This is a genomic window from Rhizobium sp. SAFR-030 (assembly GCF_059415005.1).
Genome location: NZ_JBPFDO010000005.1, coordinates 225,752 through 242,896, shown reverse-complemented (window position 1 = coordinate 242,896; position 17,145 = coordinate 225,752). Strand labels below are relative to the sequence as shown.

The following is a 17,145-nucleotide window of genomic DNA, read 5'->3' as shown; positions in this document are numbered from 1 at the left end:
CCGGGCCGCGAGGCCCACTCGTCTTTGATTGAAATCACCCTGCGGCAGAACAGGACTGCAGGTCGTAGATGCGGAACGATGGGTCGCCATCAATGGGCGATGAGGGGGTGAAGGTGATGCGGCGGCTTTCGCCGGCGGCCAGATCGAAGGCGTTGTCGGAATAGCGGCCGGGCGTATCGCTCTCGATCATCACGAACAGCGCCAGGCCATCGGCCTGAACGAGGATATCGAAGCCGCCGGTCGGTGCCGGCGTGACGTTGGCGGCCAGGCCCGCCGGCAGCAGGTCGAGTGCCTTGTAGGTGCCGGCCACATGATGCCCCTCGCCGCCCATGCCGTTGTTTGCGGTAAAGCTCCAGGCGAGCAGGCAATCCGCCGGGATCTCGTTGGCCTCTACGGTGGTCACCGTCACTGCGGCGTCGGGCGAAATGACCGCATCGAGAGATCGGAGGTTTCGTCGCTCACCGGCAAGCGTCAGCAGCGACAGGGTGAGCGTCACTGTCACGTCGTCCAGCGTATCGTTCACCAGAGATAAGCGGATCTCTGTACCGTCCGCGGAGGGGATGGCCGCGACCGCCACCGGCTGGAAGAATCGGCGGACGACGTAGTGCAGCACTTTCCAGCTGCCGCCGTAATCGAGGCTGGACCAGGAGGCGACCGGCCAGGTGTCGTTGAGCTGCCAGTACAGCGTGCCCATGCAGTGCGGCTTCAGCGAGCGCCAATAGTCGACAGCGGTACGGATGGCGATCGCCTGCTGCACCTGGCTGAGGTAGACGAAATTGGCAAAGCCTTCCGGGAAGCGGAAGTAGCGGAACATGGTGGCGGCGATGCGCTCGTTGCCGCCGACGTTCTTCTGGTGCAGCTCCATCACCGGCGAGGCGATGTTCATGTCGCTCTCGGCAGCATAGCTGCGGATCACCGGCAGCGAGGTGTAGGACTGGAAGCCGAACTCCGAGCAGAAGCGCGGGCGGACATTGCGGTAGTCCTCGAACGGCTTGTTCTCGTGCCAGACCGACCAGTAATGCATGTCGCCGGAGCCGTCGGCGTGCCAGGCGTCACCGTAGTCGAGGTAGCCGGACGCAGGGCTCGAAGGCCACCAGATGGCGTCAGGCGCTGCCTTCAGCAGAGCCTGCTCGATGGCCCGGTTCAGCCGGTCGTAGGAGACCAGGTATCGGTCGCGGTTTTCCAGCGACTCCTTGAACCAGTTGAGGGCGCCGACCAGTTCGTTGTCGCCGCACCACAGCACGATCGACGGGTGCGAGATCAGCCGCTGCACCTGGTAGCCGACTTCCGCCACAACATTCTCGAGGAAGTCCGGCGTCGACGGGTAGAGGTTGCAGGCGAACTGGAAATCCTGCCAGACCATCAGGCCCAGCCGGTCGCACAGGTCATAGAACCAGTCCGCCTCGTAGAAGCCGCCGCCCCAGACACGGATCATGTTCATGTTGGCGTCGGCCGCCGATTGCAGGAGGTTGCGGGTCTTCTCCTCGCTGGTCAGCGAGAACAGCGCATCGGCGGGGATCCAGTTGGCGCCGCGGCAGAAGATCTCGCGGCCGTTGATGCGCAGCGCAAAGCGGCTGCCGGCCTCGTCGTCATCGGTCAGCAGCTCCACCGTCCTAAGGCCGATCTGCCGTGTCACGATCTCAGACGGGGTCTCGACGCGCAGTTCGTAAAGTGCCTGCTCGCCGCATCCCGCCGGCCACCAAAGGCGCGGGGCCTCGATGTGGAAGACGTGGCTGACGATCGTCTCGCCGGCCTTGACGCCGATGTCGAGGCGCACCCGCTCCTCGCCAAGCGCCAGCACCAGCGGCAGGATGCCTTGCGCCTGCGCCTGCAGCGCCACCGTCACCGTCACGTCCGCGGCACCGTCCTGGTGCTGCTGGCGGGTCGTGACATGCTCGATGCGGCCGATCTCCTGCTTCTTCAGCGCGATCGCGCCGTAGAGACCAAGCGGTGCGAGCGCGATATTCCAGTCCCAGCCGAAATGCGACTGCGGCTTGCGCAGCATGTTGCCGTTGGGGATCGGGCAGTTGGCGATCGAATAGGGAATGTAGAAGGGCTGCCGCAGCTGACGCTCGGCGCTTTCCCGGACGCTCGAGCGGAACAGGATGCGGATGCGGTTGTCACCGGCTGTGAGCGCCTCCGTCACATCCGGCCGGTAACGGCGAAAGCAGTTATCAGCTTCGAGAACCGTAACTCTATTGATCTCGATGCTCGCCACCGTGTCGAGCCCGTCGACATCCAGGTACCAGTCGCCATCGATCTCGGGAAGCTGGAAGTCCTGTTCGATCTGCCAGTCCTGCTCCGCCACCCAGCGCAGGTCCAGCTCGTTGCGGCCGACATACGGATCAGGGATCACCCCGGCGTTCTTCAGGGCCGTGTGCACGTCGCCCGGGATGGGCATCAGTGCCGTGGTTTCCTCGTCCAGCGAGGACAGGCGCCACGTGCCGGCAAGATCGACGGTGGTCATCAGATACGCTCTTCCGTCTCGGCGTCGAACAGCGATGCCATGCTCATGTCGAAGGCCATGCGCACCTGGCTGCCGGGCGCATAGCGGCGCGCGCCGCCGATCCGGACCGACATCAGGTGGCCGGCATGCTTCAGCCAGAGCAGGTTGTCGGCGCCCATCGGTTCCTCGATATCGACGACGGCGTGATGGACCTCGCCCCCGGCCACGTCGCCATCAATGGCGATATGCTCGGGACGCGCGCCGAGCACCACCCGGCGGCCCGGCGTCAACGCTTCGGAGGCCTCGTAACCGGCAAGCGAGAAGCTGACGCCATGGGTGAGGAAGACCGGCCGGCCGTTCTCCTCGCCGATCTCGCCATGCAGGAAGTTCATCGACGGCGAGCCGATGAAACCGGCGACGAACAGGTTGCGCGGCTTGTTGTAGATGACGATCGGATCGTCGAGCTGCTGGATGACGCCGCTCTTCATGATGGCGATGCGGTCGGCCAGTGTCAGCGCCTCGATCTGATCGTGGGTAACGTAGACCATCGTATTCTTCAGCGACTGGTGCAGCCGCTTGATCTCGACGCGCAGTTCGGAGCGCAGCTTGGCGTCGAGGTTGGACAGCGGTTCATCGAACAGGAACACGTCGACGTCGCGCACCAGGGCCCGACCGATCGCCACGCGTTGCCGTTGACCGCCCGAAAGCTCCGCCGGCTTGCGCTTCAGGAGCGGGCCGATCTGCAGGATCTCGGCGGCGCGGGCAACCCGCTTGTCGATCTCCGGCTTCGGCATCTTGGCGACCCGCAGACCGAAGGAGAGGTTCTTCTCCACCGTCATCTGCGGATAGAGCGCATAGGACTGGAACACCATGCCGATGCCGCGGTCCTTCGGTTCCTCCCAGGTGACGTTGCGGTCCTTGATGAAGATCTGCCCCTCAGTCGGCTCCAGCAGGCCGGCGATGCAGTTGAGGAGAGTGGATTTTCCGCATCCGGAGGATCCGAGGAGAACGATGAACTCGCCATCCCGGATGTCGAGGTTTAGGTCACTCAGAACCTTCACCGCGCCGAAGGACAGGGAAAGATCACGGATGGAAACGCTATTGGCCATGGGCTCAACCCTTCACTGCGCCGGCGGCAATGCCGCGGACGAATAGTCTGCCGGAGATGAAGTAGACGATCAGCGGCACGGCCCCGGTCAGAAGCGTGGCGGCCATGTTGACGTTGTATTCCTTCACACCCTGGACGGAATTGACGATGTTGTTGAGCTGCACGGTCATCGGATAGGTGTCGGGCCGCGTGAACACGACGCCGAACAGAAAGTCGTTCCAGATGCCCGTCACCTGCAGGATCATCGCGACGACGAAGATCGGCAGCGCCATCGGCAGCATGATGCGGAAGTAGATCTGCCAGAAGCCAGCACCATCGATGCGAGCCGCCTTGAACAGTTCTTCCGGCAGCGAGGTGAAATAGTTGCGGAACAGCAGCGTCAGGATCGGCATGCCGAAGATGGTGTGGACGATCACCAGCCCCGTCAGCGTGCCGTAGATGCCGAGTTCGCGCAGCAGGATGACGATCGGGTAGATCATCACCTGATAGGGAATGAAGGCGCCGACGATGAGGATCGAGAAGAACACATCCGATCCGCGGAAGCGCCAGTTGGCCAGCGCATAGCCGCTGACCGAAGCGACGGCGATGGAGACGACCACCGACGGCAGCAGGATGCGCACCGAGTTCCAGAAGCCGCGCGACAGGCCGTCGCAGTTGAGGCCGGTGCAGGCGCTGGCCCAGGCCTTGGCCCAGGGTTCGAAGGTGATTTCCACCGGCGGCGAGAAGATGTTGCCGAGCCGGATTTCCGGCATGCCCTTCATAGAGGTGATGACCATCACGTAGAGCGGCAGCAGGTAGTAGAGGGCGGCGACGGTCAGCAGCCCGTAGAGAACGATATTGCGCCTCGACAACATCTTGCGCGGCCGGCGGCCGTAGGGGCCGTTTGGCCCGGAGCCGACCTTGTCTGACACGGCATCGAAGCCGGCGGCGGTGGAATTGAGGGCGCTGATGTTAGCCACGCTTCTTTCCTCCGAATTCGAGATAGGCCCAGGGGACGACGATGATGGCGACGGTGATCAGCATCATGGTCGAGGCGGCAAAGCCCTGCCCGAGGTTCTGCGCCTGGAACATGTAGTCGTAGACGTATTTTGCCGGCACTTCCGAAGCGATGCCGGGGCCGCCGCTGGTCTGCGCCACCACCAGGTCGTAGACCTTGACGATGCCGCTGGCGATCAGCACCAGCGTGGTGATGAACACAGGCCGCATCATCGGAATGACGATGAAGATGTAGGTCCGCCACATGGGAATGCCGTCGACGCGGGCCGCCTTCCAGATATCCTCGTCGATGCCGCGCAAACCGGCCAGCATCAGGCACATGACGAGCCCCGTGCCCTGCCACAGGCCGGCGATCAGGATGCCGTAGATGACGATGTCGGCGTCGTAGAGCGGATCGAACTGGAACGACGTCCAGCCGAGGCTGCGGACAATCGACTGGATGCCGAATTCCGGATTGAGGATCCACTGCCAGACAAGTCCGGTGACGATGAACGACAGGGCGAAGGGATAGAGAAAGATCGTCCGGAAGGTGTTTTCGAAGCGGATTTTCTGGTCCATCAGCGCGGCGAGCAGAAAGCCGATCAGCAGGCTGAAGATCAGCGACAGGATGCCGTAGATCGCCAGGTTCTGGATCGAGATGATCCAGCGGGGCGCTGCCCACAGCCGCTCGTACTGGTCTAGACCGACGAACGACAGCCGCGGCAGCAGACCCGATCGGGTGAAGGAATAGACGATCGTCCAGACCGTGCCGCCGAGGAACACCACCAGGGCGACGAGGATCATCGGCAGGCAGGCGATTTTCGAATTCAGGTTGCGAAAGAGCTGGTTCGGGCGGCCGGCGGCGGCTTGAGGCGCCATGGGACAGATCCTCCTCGGTTATGCCAGGGTTTTTCGACTTGGCGCTCGGCGAGGCGAGGCTGGTCGTCATCGCGGCCGGGGCCGGCCGCTCAGTCGTCGATTGGCCGCGTCAGGGCGGCAAGGCTGCCGGCTGCATCCGGGATGCAGCCGGCGACCGATCAGTTGGCGCTGCCGATGATGTCGGCAAACCGCTTCTGCGCCGCTTCCGGTGTCGTCGAAGCATTGGCGAAGAATTCCGTCATCAGGTCCTCCTTCTGCTTCTGGGTATCGGCGGAAAGCAGCTGGTCGGTGCTCGTCAGGGCATTGCCCTTGGCGACGATATCAAGCCCCTTCTTCATGCATTCGTTGGCGGATGCCAGATCGACGTCGCCGCGCACCGGCAGCGACCCCTTTTTCAGATTGAAGGCGACCTGCGTCTTCGGATCGAGGATCGTCTGGGCCAGGACTTCCTGGGCCTTGGACTTCTCCTCATCCTCAAGCAGCGGGAAGTAGAAGGCATCACCGCCCGTGGTGATGTACTGGCTGAGACCGAGACCCGGCAGGCAGCTGTAATCGGTGCCGGCCACCTGGCCCGCCATCTGGAACTCGCCCTGCGCCCAGTCGCCCATGACCTGGCCGCCGGCCTTGCCGGTCAGCACCAGGTTGGTCGCCTGGTTCCAGTCCTGAACATTGCTGCCGGCCGCCATCTGCCGCGCCTGGGCGGCAGCGGCGAAGATCTTCGCCATGTCCGGACCGGCCGCAGCTTCGGCGTCCTTCTCCTGGTAGATCTTTTCGTAGAGATCCTTGCCGCCGATCGACAGAAGAAGCGTGTCGAACAGGCCGTTCGCCTGCCAGGACTGACCGCCAAGCGCCAGCGGCTGGATACCGGCCTCCTTCAGCTTCGGCGCCGCAGCGACGAATTCGTTCCAGTTCTTCGGCACCTCGACGCCGGCCTTCTTGAAAGCGGCGTTCGACAGCCACAGCCACTGCCAGGAATGGATGTTCACCGGCACGCAGTAGATCTTGCCGTCGAGCGTGCAGCTCTTCAGCAGGCTGGCGGGCTTGATGACGTCCAGCCATTTGCCGGCCTCGGCGACATCGGAAAGGTCTCGCATCAGCCCGGACTCAACGAGTTCCTGAGCCTGGCGGCCGTGGTTGAACTGGGTGGCACCCATCGGGTCGCCGCCGGTGATGCGGCTGATCATGATCGGTCGGGCCGTGCTGCCGGAACCGGCGATCGCACCATCCACCCACTTGTTGCCGGTCGCGTCGAACGCCGTTGCCAGCTCCTTCACCGCTGCCGCCTCTCCGCCCGAGGTCCACCAGTGGGTGACCTCGAGATCCGTCGCACCCGCATGAGCTGCCGGCAGCATGACGCCGGCCACGAGCATGGCTTTCAAAGAACGCATATTCATGAGTCTCCTCCCTCACTGAAACGTTTCCGTAAAAAAGCTATGCCAAGACATCCGCCATGGCAACAGGTTGTGGACGATTTTTAGTTTCTGAGCTTATTTTCTCTTCCTGGTTGTCTCGGACAGTTCGGCAAGAGAGATGATGCCTGACGGCGAAAATCCTAGAAAACCGGGTTATCTTCTGTTTTCCCGGCACCTTCCGGCAGACGGTGGGTTCGCATCTGCAAAATGATTTGTGCGTCTGCGTTGTACAACCTGCGGCGGAATCTTACTCAGTTTGACTGCAAAAACCTCTCGACAATTCTACTGCAACGTTACAGTTTCAGCAACGGGAAGAGATGCAACGTGGGAGGAGCATCCGTATCCAGGGGCCTTGAAGACGATTATAGTCCGATGCCTCGAGTCGGATGGGAAAGCATGGACGACAGCAATATCTCCAAGCCGCTGCGGCCTCAGGGCAGCAGCGCACGCCCGACCCTGAAGACGATCGCCTACATGACCGGGCTTGGCATCACCACCGTTTCGCGGGCGCTGAAGGATGCGCCCGATATCGGCTCCGACACCAAGGAGCGGGTCCGCCTGGTCGCGGCGCAGCTCGGCTACCAGCCCAACCGGGCGGGTGTTCGCCTGCGCACCGGCAAGACCAATGTCATCGCCCTGGTGCTGAGCATCGAGGAAGAGCTGATGGGATTCACCAGCCAGATGATGTTCGGCATTTCCGAAGTGCTGGCCGGCACACAGTATCACCTGGTGCTCACTCCGCATGCGCATCAGAAGGATCCGATGGTGCCGATCCGCTACATCCTCGACACCGGATCGGCCGACGGCATGATCATTTCGCGCACCTCGCCGGACGATGCGCGCGTGGCGCTGATGACGGAGCGCAATTTTCCCTTTGCCACCCATGGCCGGACCGACATGGGCATTGGCCATCCGTTTCATGATTTCGACAACGAGACCTACGCTTATCAGGCGGTCGAGCAGCTGGCTGCCAAGGGCCGGCGCCGGATTGCGCTGCTCGCTCCGCCGGCGCGGCTGTCCTACTATCTGCACACGCGCATCGGTTTCGAGCGCGGGCTGGCGGCGTTCGGCGCGACGGAAGTCGCCATGGGACGGCTTACCAGCGAGGCGCCGCTCGATACCATCCGCAGCCATACGGAGGCGCTGATGCGCTCGGCAGATCCGCCGGACGGCATCATCTCGATCAGCGGCAGTTCGACGATTGCGCTGGTGGCCGGGCTCGAGGCCGCCGGCAAGCGGCTCGGCAACGAACTCGATCTTGTGTCGAAGCAGTCGGCGGAATTCCTCAACTGGATCCGCCCGGAAATCCACACGGCCAACGAGGATGTCAGGCAGGCTGGACGAGAGCTCGCCAAGGCGGTCATCGCGCGCATCGACGGAGTGGCACCCGAATTGCTGCAAAGCGTCAGCCTGCCGGTCTGGTCCAAGATGCCGCGCGACCGCAGCTGATCCTTAATCAGGCACGGATCGCCAGCCTCAGCCCACCCCAGTGGCGGCCGTTGACGGCGATCGGCGCCGAAATATCCTTCATCAGCACGAACTGTCCGCCGCCCATGTCGCGACGGTAGGTCTGCAGCAGGAAAGGTGCGACGCTGCGACCGGCCGCCAGCCCGACGCGATCGTTGAAGATCCGGCGGTTGCGGCAGTTGGCGGTATTCCAGGTGGGATCATCGCGCCGCTGCGGCTGCGCGAACTTCCTGTTGTGCGTGGGAAGATAGCCGTTGTCATCAACCGCTGCGCAGAAGGCGATCCGCTCGTCGCTCTCCGCCAGTTGCTGCTGGAGGTCGAACAGGACCGCGTCGGTGAATTCGGTGAAACGCGTGAGATACTGGACAGGGTCGGTCCCGGCGATCAGCCTATACTGGCGGTCGAACAGGCCACCGAGGTCGATGCGGCCGGTCTCTACCGCCCGCTCGAAGAGCCGGGACACGGTGGACGCGGCACCCTGCACCTGGTGGATGTAAGGTGTATCCGGCGTTTCCACCCCAGCGCTTGCCGTGGCCTGGATCATCCGCTCGGAAATCGTCACCACCTCGGCGACCCGTTTCGACGTTTCCTGCAGCTTCTCGTTAGACCCCAGAATGCCGCTGGCAGTGACGGCGATGCTGGCGGCGAATTCGCTGCAAGTCCGCTCGACGCTGTCGGTGGTGCTGGCCAGAGCCGAGGCGCCGTCAAGAATGCGCGACATGACCGTCTCGACCTCGCGAAACGAGCCCTGGACCTGCATCGCCGTCTGCTTCACGCCTTCTGCCGATGTTCGCGAGCCTTCGCCGGCGGAGATCAGTCGTTCGATCCGTTGGCCAAGCTGAACCAGTGTCTGCTGGATTGAGGAGGTGGTCTGCGAGGTCTGCAGCGACAGGCCACGGACTTCGGCCGCTACGACCGCAAACCCCTTGCCCGCCTCGCCGGCCCGCGCCGCCTCGATAGCGGCGTTCAGCGCCAGCAGGTTGGTCTGCCGGGCGATGGTTCCGATATCGTCGGCAAGCTGACCGACTGCCGCAAGCGCAGTCGAGAAGGAACGGATTTCGGCGCCGATCTCGTGCGAGGCGGTGACCATATGATCGATCGCAGTAATGGAGCCGTGCATCTGCTGCGCCTGCTCGCCGAGCACGCGGCGGGCGGATGTCGCAAGTTTGTCGGTCTCGCCAAGCGCCGCGGCGATCCGGGCATTGCCGTCAGCGATCGTCTGAGCGGAAACGGTGATGCGGGTGAGCAAGGCCGCCTGCTCCGACGACTGCGCCGCAGTGTCCTGAATGGCGCCGGCGATATCGACGAGGTGAAGCCCGAGTGCCGAGGCTTCCTCGGCAAGGCGACCAACGGCCTGGTGCAGCGCTGAACCGCCAAGCTCGCCGTCGATGCCATGCGCAGTCGTCGCCAATGCGTTCACGATCGTGTCTCCCACCTTGGAGGATCGTGCACGGACATGGTTAATTTTTGATTTAGGGATGCATGTGCGGTTCTATGCAACCGCCACGTCCGGACCTTATGTCCGGCAACCGACCCGCAAGATGGCGGGTCGGGGATCGGGAGCCAGAGGCTCCAATCAGATGGTGTCGAAAGCCTTCGGATCGATGCCCAGCGTCACGAGATCACGCGCCATGGGCTTACGGCCACCTTCTACGGCTGCGGAAGCAGCGGCGGCAGCACCGAAAACAGCGATGGCACGACCCAGAAAGCCACCGCGCACCCTGTTGTTATTCGTCGACATGTTCATCTCCTTTTTGATGTCCCGAATATGGACGCGTGCAGCCCTCTCGACAACGGACAAGCTTGGATGGGAGCCATGCGGCACCCGCATGCCGCGTGTCCAGACTTTCGCCAGTCGCCATTTTCCGGCAAGCTGGCCGGCGATTCTTGCAGCGGCCAGGAGAGGCACGTGGTTACGATCTACGGAATAAAGAACTGCGACACGATGAAGAAGGCGCGCACGTGGCTCGACGACAACGGCATCGCCTACCGCTTCCACGACTACAAGTCGGACGGGATCGACCGTCCGCATCTGGAGGCCTGGACCGATGCAAAGGGGTGGGAGACCATCCTTAACCGCGCCGGCACGACATTCCGCAAACTCGACGAGGCGGAGCGTGCCGACCTCGACCGCGGCAAGGCGATCCGCCTGATGCAGGCGCAGCCGTCGCTGATCAAGCGCCCGGTGCTGGAGACGGAGGACGGCGTCACGGTCGTCGGCTTCAAGCCGGAGGTCTACGCAGATCTGTTCTCCAGCCGCTGAACCCGCATTTTTCGGCAGCCTTCAGAACCACCGAGCCAGCAGGCGGCATCCATGTCCCGAACGACGCGCGCCACCCAGGCGCTAAGCAAAGCCGGCATCCCGTTCACCGTGCTTGTCTACGATTACGATCCGAATGCCGAGCGCATCGGGCTTCAGGCAGCCGAGGCGATCGGCGCCCATCCGTCACTGGTGTTGAAGACGCTGATGGCGGAGGTCGACGGCAAGCCGGTCTGCGTCGTCGTTCCCTCCGATCGCGAAGTATCGATGAAGAAACTGGCCGCGGCCTTCGGCGGCAAGGCGGCGGTGATGATGAAGCCGGCAACGGCGGAGAAGATGACCGGCTACGTGGTCGGCGGCATCAGCCCCTTCGGCCAAAAGAAGGCCGTGCCGACGGTGTTCGAACAGACGGCGATGACGGAGCCGCTGGTCTACATCAACGGCGGCCAGCGCGGCCTTCAGGTACAGGTCTCGCCCAGGGACGCGTCCAGGCTGACGTCGGCGATTGTCGCTGCGGTCGTTGCCGACCGCTGATCGAGGGACTATGTCTCTGCCATACTCTTCAACAGGCAGGCATAGCGATGAGCATCCATTCCCAGATCAAGACATCCGTCGACCCGGTGAAACTCGACAAGCTTGGGGAAGTGGCCGTCAAGGTTGGCCTGCGATTGCAGAAGGATCAGGATCTGGTGATCACGGCGCCCATCGCCGCGCTGCCGCTCGTCCGGTCGATCACCCGACACGCCTATCTGGCAGGGGCCGGGATCGTCACGACCTTCTACTCGGACGAAGAGACCACCCTTGCCCGCTATGCCCATGCGCCTGATGCAAGCTTCGACAAGGCGTCCGGCTGGCTGTACGAGGGAATGGCCAAGGCGTTCGAGCAGGGGGCTGCACGGCTGGCGATCGCCGGCGATAACCCGATGATGCTGGCCAATCAGGACCCTCAGAAAGTCTCGCGCGCCAACAAGGCCAATTCGATGGCCTACAAGCCGGCGCTCGACAAGATCGCCAACTTCGACATCAACTGGAACATCTGCTCCTATCCGCACCCGGCCTGGGCGCGGCAGGTGTTTCCCGATCTGCCGGAGGACGAGGCCGTTGAAAAGCTTGCCGAGGCCATCTTCGCCGCCTCGCGTATCAACACGCCGGACCCGATCGTCGCCTGGGCGGAGCACAACGCCAACCTCAAGACGCGCTCCAGCTGGCTGAACTCGGAACGCTTCGACGCCCTGCGCTTCACCGGCCCCGGCACCGACCTCACGGTCGGAATGGCCGACGGCCACGAATGGCACGGTGGCGCCTCGATGGCGAAGAACGGCGTGATCTGCAATCCCAACATTCCGACCGAGGAAGTGTTCACCACGCCGCACGCGCTGAAGGTGGAAGGAACGGTCTCCTCCACCAAGCCGCTTTCCCACCAGGGCACGCTGATTGACGACATCCAGGTGCGCTTCGAGGCGGGCCGGATCGTCGAGGCGAAGGCTGCGCGGGGCGAGGAGGTGCTGAACAAGGTGCTCGAAACCGACGAGGGCGCACGACGGCTCGGCGAAGTGGCGCTGGTGCCGCATTCCTCGCCGATCTCGGCGTCGGGCGTGCTGTTCTACAACACGCTGTTCGACGAGAATGCCTCCTGCCATATCGCGCTCGGCCAGTGCTATTCGAAGTGCTTCCTCGACGGCGCGTCGCTGACGCCGGAGCAGATCAAGGCGCAGGGCGGCAATGCCTCGCTCGTCCACATCGACTGGATGATCGGCTCCGACAAGATCGACGTCGACGGAGTGCGTGCCGACGGCTCGACCGTGCCGGTGATGCGCAAGGGTGAGTGGGCCTGAGGCTCGGCTCACCAAACAGCCATTCAACGACGTAACGCAGAGGCCGTGGCAGGCGATCGCCACGACCTCCTCGCAAGCATGCAGAAAAGGATGACCCACGGCCAACCGCAAGCGCAGCCTCTTCGACTTTATCTACGAGGCGAACATGATCAGCGGCACCCTGCGCGCGGTCCTCTTCGTCGCGGCATTCTCCGTCGTCGGCGGCACCGCCGCTTACCTCCTCAAGTCGATGTAGACGGGCGGGGCGCCCGGTTGCGAGGCGCTAGCGGCGCACCGCCCCTGCCTTGTCCGGCAGGCGCGAAACGCCGTCAGATCCGGCGTCAGAGCTTGAGCTTGGTCTTCAGCGCATCGATCCGCTTGGACGCTTCGGCCTTGCTGAGATCGTCGGCGAACGCCTCAGGCTCGTGCGCCTGTTCGGACAGCGTCTTGAGATAGGAGCCCTGGGCGCCGGTCATTGGCTCGTCGCCTGTGACCCAGTCCTCGGGATCCTTTTCCGTGTTGGAATTCGGCTCCGGATTGGTCTTCGGGTTGTGCATGTCGGCCATCGTTGCTTCCTCTGTTTCGACAGGACAACCCGCTTCACCGGCCTGTCGTTCCGTCTTCAGAAGTTGATCCTGTAGCGAAGATGGCCGTCAGAGGGGACGTAGCGATCATAGAGCCGGCGCGCGGTCGCGTTGCCTTCCGCCGTATGCCAGTAGAGGCGCGACCAGCCATTGCGTTTCGACAGCGCCACGAGATCGTCGATCAGAGCCCTGCCCGCGCCCCTGCCCCTCGCCGCGGCCTCGACGAACAGGTCTTCGAGGTAGCAGTCCCTGCCGAGGATCCAGGTGCCTTCATGGGTCAGGCAGAGCGCAAAGCCGATCAGCCGGCCGTCCGCCTCCGCTACCCGCATGAAGATCGCCGAATCCGGGTCGAGCACTTTGCTCCAGGTGGATGCGGTGATCTCGTCAGAAACCTCGACCTGGTAGAAGGCCAGATAGTCCGCCCAGAGTTTCCTCCAGGCGGCTTCATCACGCGGTTCGGCATCGCGGACCAGGATGTCCGCCGCCATCAGGCGCCGGCCTCGTTCAGCCGCTGCATCTGGTCGTCGGACAGTTCCAGCGAGCCGGCAGCGATCATCGCATCCAGCTGGCGCAGGCTGGTGGCAGAGGCGATGGGCGCGGTGATGCCTGGGCGGGCGGCAACCCAGGCGATGGCAATCGTTGCCGGCGAGGCGTTGGTCTCGACGGCAATCTCATCGAGCGCTGCGAGGATCCGATAGCCCTTTTCGTTCAGGTAATCTCCGACCCGGTAGGCGCGTGCAGAGCCCTCGGTATCCTCCTTGCGGCGGTACTTGCCGGTGAGAAAGCCGGCGGCCAGCGCGTAGTAGCTGATGACGCCGATGTCTTCGGCGGCGCAGAGTTCGGCCAGCGGCCCCTCGAACCTTTCGCGGGTGTAGAGATTGTATTCCGGCTGCAGCACGTCAAAGCGCGGCAGGCCGTTCTTCGCCGATGCGTCGAGCGCTTCGCGCAACTGATCGGCCTCGTAGTTGGAGCAGCCGATGGCGCGCACCTTGCCCTGATCCTTCAGCCGGCCGAAGGCTTCAAGGGTTTCCTCGATCGGCGTATCGGCGTCGGGCTTATGCGCCAGATAGAGGTCGATGTAGTCGGTGCCGAGACGCTTCAGCGACGCCTCGACGGCTTCCGCGATCCAGCGACCGGACAGGCCTGTCTTGTTGCCGCGGTTGTCGAAGCCGACCTTGGTGACGATGACCGCCTTGTCGCGCGCCACCGTGCCGCGCTTCAGCCATTTGCCGATGACCAATTCGCTCTCGCCGCCCTGGTGGCCGTCGACCCAGGCGGAATAGACGTCGGCCGTGTCGATCGTGTTGAAGCCGGCTTCGAAGAACCGGTCGAGCAGGTCGAAGGAGGTGTTTTCGTCGGCGGTCCAGCCGAAGACGTTGCCGCCGAAAACGACGGGCGCGGTGGTGAGGCCGGAGCGGCCGAGCGGACGCGATTGCATCTCAAATTCCTCCTGGATGGCGCGTGGATGTTCGTCCCTCGGGGACAGTCATTGGCATATGGGCCAAGCCTAGCCATCCGGAAACCCACGCACCGTTCAATTGCGTTGATGCATCGATCAGGTCCTTGCGCGGAGAGGCATGACCATCCCTTGCCTTCACAGCCAAGCCAACTCGGCGATTGAAACCGCCGGACCTCCTGCCTAAGGTGCAGCCGCAATCACTCTGGGAGGACTTCATGTTGCGTTTCGGCATTCTCTCCACCGCCAAGATTGGCGGCCAGGCCGTGGTTCCCGCCATCCAGGACGCAGAAAATTGCGTCGTGACGGCGGTGGCCAGCCGCGACCTGTCGCGTGCCCGCGAGATGGCGGACCGGTTCTCGGTGCCGCATGCCTTCGGCTCCTACGAGGAGATGCTGGCCTCCGACGTGATCGATGCCGTATACATTCCCCTGCCGACCAGCCAGCACGTCGAATGGACGATCAAGGCGGCGGCCGCCGGCAAGCACGTGCTTTGCGAAAAGCCGATCTCGCTGAAGGCCGAAGAGGTCGAGCAGTTGATCGAGGCGCGCGACCGGCATGGCGTGCTGATCTGCGAAGCCTTCATGATCACCTACGCCCCGGTGTGGCTGAAGGTGCGCGAACTGCTGGCCGCAGGCGCCATCGGCCCGCTTCGCCACGTGCAGGGATCGTTCACCTACTTCAACCGCGACCCGGACAACATGCGCAACATTCCGGAGCTTGGCGGCGGCGGACTGCCGGACATCGGCGTCTATCCGACGATGGCGACGCGCTTCACCACGGGCCGGGAGCCGCTGAGGGTGCAGGCTACCACGACGCGCGATCCGCAGTTCGGCACGGACATCTATTCGAGCGTCAAGGCCGATTTCGGCGACTTCGAGATGACCTTCTACATAGCAACCCAGCTGGCGGCTCGCCAATTGATGACCTTCCACGGACCGGACGGCTTCATCGAGGTGAAGTCGCCGTTCAACGCCGATCGCTACGGTGCCGAAGAGGTGGAACTGACGGACCAGAAGCACGGACGCTCGGAGATCTTCCGGTTCCCGGACAGCCGCCAGTACAAGCGCCAGGCGGAAGCCTTCGCCCGCGCTGCCAAAGGCGATGAGGCGGAAGTGGTGACGCTCGAAAGCTCGCTCGCCAACCAGCGCTTCATCGATGCCATCTACCGCGCCAGCGACAAGGACGGCTGGGAGACCGTCTGAGCCTGCCGCCGGCCTGCGTCAGCTCTTCTCCTCCGCCGGCTCCAGCCGGCGGTGGCGGAAGACGAAGCGGGAATAGCCGAAGAACGAATAGACGGTGGCGGCGAGCGACGACAGGATGACCGCCGCCAGCGGCTGCAGCAGCGGAAACCGGTGGATCAGCAGCGAATAGATCCCGTAGTTGAGAAGCGCCGAGGTGACGCCCACCGTCCAGTAACGCAGGCCCTCCTTGGCCAGCGAATGCGGTGAGCGGCCGAAGGTGAAGGTGCGGTTGTAGATCCAGGTGAAGCTCATCGCCGCCAGGATCGCCGGTATGCGGGCGGCGAACGGACTGGCGCCCGCATCGACGATCAGCAGGTGCGTGAGGCCCGCATCGATGATGAAGCCGAAGCCGCCTGCGACGAGAAAGGAGATGATCCGTCTCACGCGGCGCGGTGCTCCTGCTCATCGCCCGATGGTGCGGTCTTCAAGCGCTCCGGGATCCGCTCCAGCCGGTGCGGCTGGTTGAGATAGTTCAGCCGCAGCATCTCGTTCCGGCCGCGCGCGACGGAATCGAGAACGATGCCGGCTGTCAGCGCCACGAAGGACAGGCAGGTGAGCGCCAGCGCCAGCATCCAGGTCGGCATGCGCGGCACGAGGCCGGTCTCGAAATACTCGATCAGCACCGGCACCGACAGCAGGCCGGCAGCGGCAAACAGCAGGCCGGCGACGATGCCGAAGAAGGCGAAGGGACGGGTTTCCTTCATCAGCATGGCGAACATCGACAGGATCCGCCCGCCGTCGCGGAGGGTCGAGAGCTTGGAGAACGAGCCCTCCGGACGACGGCCGTAATCGAGCTCCAGTTCGGCGACAGGCAGTTTCAGCCGCGACGCATGCACGGACATCTCGGTCTCGATCTCGAAGCCGCCGGAAACCGCCGGAAAACTCTTAACATAGCGACGGGTGAAGGCCCGATAGCCGGAGAAGATGTCGGTGAAGTCCGTACCGAACATCTGCCGGTAGAGAAGGTTGAACAGCCGGTTGCCGGCGGCGTGGCCCTGCCGTCCGGCATCGGCCTGAACGCCGCGGCGGGTACCGACGACCATGTCGACCCGCTCGCTCATCAGGATGCGGATCAACTCCTCGCCGTCAGCCGGCGCATAGGTGCCGTCGCCATCGGCCATCAGGTAGATGTCGGCGTCGATGTCGGCGAACATCCGGCGCACTACATGGCCCTTGCCCTGGCGCCGCTCGCGCCGAACCTGTGCACCTGCCAGCATCGCGGCAAGCGCCGTACCGTCGGTGGAATTGTTGTCGTAGACGTAGATTGCCGCGTCCGGCAGCAGCTTTCTGTACCCGCGCACGACGGAGGTGATCGTCGCCGCCTCGTTGTAACAGGGCAGAAGGACGGCGATCGAAGGTCTGGGCGCCGAAAGCTCGGCCTGTGCGGCGCTGTCCATGATTTCCACTCGGTACACGGGAACGCGAGCCGCTATCCTCGCCCGCCGCTTTACTATTTCTTGAGAAGGTTAAAGCTAGGTTTCCGCGTCACGGGCATGGCTG

17 protein-coding genes are annotated in these 17,145 nt (G+C 63.6%); 5 read left to right on the top strand and 12 right to left on the bottom strand.

Annotation, left to right across the window (positions count from 1 at the left end):
- Nucleotides 1–34 precede the first annotated feature (34 nt).
- The 5 genes from ACR65N_RS16890 to ACR65N_RS16870 all read right to left on the bottom strand — a co-directional run bounded on the left by ACR65N_RS16890 (nt 35) and on the right by ACR65N_RS16870 (nt 6,802).
- Nucleotides 35–2,467, bottom strand: coding sequence for a beta-mannosidase (locus tag ACR65N_RS16890; protein ID WP_440457953.1), 2,433 nt, complete (start codon nt 2,465–2,467; stop codon nt 35–37).
- Nucleotides 2,467–3,555, bottom strand: coding sequence for an ABC transporter ATP-binding protein (locus ACR65N_RS16885; protein WP_430306207.1), 1,089 nt, complete (start codon nt 3,553–3,555; stop codon nt 2,467–2,469). Before ACR65N_RS16885 ends, ACR65N_RS16890 begins: the two co-directional genes overlap by 1 nt.
- Before the next feature lie 4 nt (nt 3,556–3,559).
- Entirely contained in the window at nt 3,560–4,513 is a 954-nt protein-coding gene (locus tag ACR65N_RS16880) for a carbohydrate ABC transporter permease (protein WP_440457952.1), read from the bottom strand.
- On the bottom strand, nt 4,506–5,408 hold the full coding sequence (locus tag ACR65N_RS16875) for a carbohydrate ABC transporter permease (protein WP_430306209.1): 903 nt from the start codon (nt 5,406–5,408) through the stop codon (nt 4,506–4,508). Before ACR65N_RS16875 ends, ACR65N_RS16880 begins: the two co-directional genes overlap by 8 nt.
- Before the next feature lie 158 nt (nt 5,409–5,566).
- On the bottom strand, nt 5,567–6,802 hold the full coding sequence (locus ACR65N_RS16870; RefSeq protein WP_440457951.1) for an ABC transporter substrate-binding protein: 1,236 nt from the start codon (nt 6,800–6,802) through the stop codon (nt 5,567–5,569).
- 414 nt (nt 6,803–7,216) lie between these two features.
- Between ACR65N_RS16870 and ACR65N_RS16865 the strand changes: the two genes are divergently transcribed.
- The gene (locus ACR65N_RS16865) at nt 7,217–8,269 is read left to right on the top strand and encodes a LacI family transcriptional regulator (protein WP_430306211.1); all 1,053 of its coding nucleotides are present in this window, start codon (nt 7,217–7,219) and stop codon (nt 8,267–8,269) included.
- Between the two features lie 7 nt (nt 8,270–8,276).
- On the opposite strand, the gene ACR65N_RS16860 is transcribed toward ACR65N_RS16865, so the two are convergent.
- Together ACR65N_RS16860 and ACR65N_RS16855 are read right to left on the bottom strand one after the other, a co-directional pair.
- Entirely contained in the window at nt 8,277–9,707 is a 1,431-nt protein-coding gene (locus tag ACR65N_RS16860) for a methyl-accepting chemotaxis protein (protein ID WP_440457950.1), read from the bottom strand.
- A gap of 156 nt (nt 9,708–9,863) precedes the next feature.
- On the bottom strand, nt 9,864–10,028 hold the full coding sequence (locus ACR65N_RS16855) for a hypothetical protein (RefSeq protein ID WP_430306213.1): 165 nt from the start codon (nt 10,026–10,028) through the stop codon (nt 9,864–9,866).
- Nucleotides 10,029–10,196: 168 nt separating this feature from the next.
- Between ACR65N_RS16855 and ACR65N_RS16850 the strand changes: the two genes are divergently transcribed.
- Genes ACR65N_RS16850 through ACR65N_RS16840 form a run of 3 tightly spaced genes read left to right on the top strand, consistent with a single transcriptional unit; the run spans nt 10,197 to nt 12,382 of the window.
- Nucleotides 10,197–10,550, top strand: a complete 354-nt coding sequence (locus tag ACR65N_RS16850) for an ArsC family reductase (protein ID WP_440457949.1) — start codon at nt 10,197–10,199, stop codon at nt 10,548–10,550.
- 51 nt (nt 10,551–10,601) lie between these two features.
- A complete protein-coding gene (ybaK, locus tag ACR65N_RS16845; protein ID WP_440457948.1) occupies nt 10,602–11,081 on the top strand; it encodes a Cys-tRNA(Pro) deacylase in 480 nt (159 codons plus the stop codon).
- 47 nt (nt 11,082–11,128) lie between these two features.
- Nucleotides 11,129–12,382 carry an aminopeptidase gene (locus ACR65N_RS16840; RefSeq protein WP_440457947.1) on the top strand — a complete coding sequence of 418 codons (1,254 nt, stop codon included), beginning with the start codon at nt 11,129–11,131 and terminating at the stop codon, nt 12,380–12,382.
- 320 nt (nt 12,383–12,702) lie between these two features.
- Here the strand turns inward: ACR65N_RS16840 and ACR65N_RS16835 are convergent, their stop codons facing one another.
- Genes ACR65N_RS16835 through ACR65N_RS16825 form a run of 3 tightly spaced genes read right to left on the bottom strand, consistent with a single transcriptional unit; the run spans nt 12,703 to nt 14,383 of the window.
- Nucleotides 12,703–12,927 (bottom strand): DUF3072 domain-containing protein, encoded by a 225-nt coding sequence (locus ACR65N_RS16835; protein ID WP_430306218.1) that lies wholly within the window; start codon nt 12,925–12,927, stop codon nt 12,703–12,705.
- 56 nt (nt 12,928–12,983) lie between these two features.
- The gene (locus tag ACR65N_RS16830; RefSeq protein WP_440457946.1) at nt 12,984–13,433 is read right to left on the bottom strand and encodes a GNAT family N-acetyltransferase; all 450 of its coding nucleotides are present in this window, start codon (nt 13,431–13,433) and stop codon (nt 12,984–12,986) included.
- Complete coding sequence (locus tag ACR65N_RS16825) at nt 13,433–14,383, bottom strand: aldo/keto reductase (protein ID WP_440457945.1); 951 nt, start codon at nt 14,381–14,383, stop codon at nt 13,433–13,435. Before ACR65N_RS16825 ends, ACR65N_RS16830 begins: the two co-directional genes overlap by 1 nt.
- A 236-nt stretch (nt 14,384–14,619) precedes the next feature.
- Here ACR65N_RS16825 and ACR65N_RS16820 point away from each other — a divergent pair, with 236 nt between their 5' ends.
- On the top strand, nt 14,620–15,606 hold the full coding sequence (locus ACR65N_RS16820) for a Gfo/Idh/MocA family protein (RefSeq protein ID WP_440457944.1): 987 nt from the start codon (nt 14,620–14,622) through the stop codon (nt 15,604–15,606).
- An 18-nt stretch (nt 15,607–15,624) separates the two neighbouring features.
- Here the strand turns inward: ACR65N_RS16820 and ACR65N_RS16815 are convergent, their stop codons facing one another.
- Both ACR65N_RS16815 and ACR65N_RS16810 read right to left on the bottom strand, forming a co-directional pair.
- Entirely contained in the window at nt 15,625–16,029 is a 405-nt protein-coding gene (locus ACR65N_RS16815; RefSeq protein WP_440457943.1) for a GtrA family protein, read from the bottom strand.
- The gene (locus ACR65N_RS16810; protein WP_440457942.1) at nt 16,026–17,042 is read right to left on the bottom strand and encodes a glycosyltransferase; all 1,017 of its coding nucleotides are present in this window, start codon (nt 17,040–17,042) and stop codon (nt 16,026–16,028) included. Before ACR65N_RS16810 ends, ACR65N_RS16815 begins: the two co-directional genes overlap by 4 nt.
- Between the last annotated feature and the right edge of the window lie 103 nt (nt 17,043–17,145).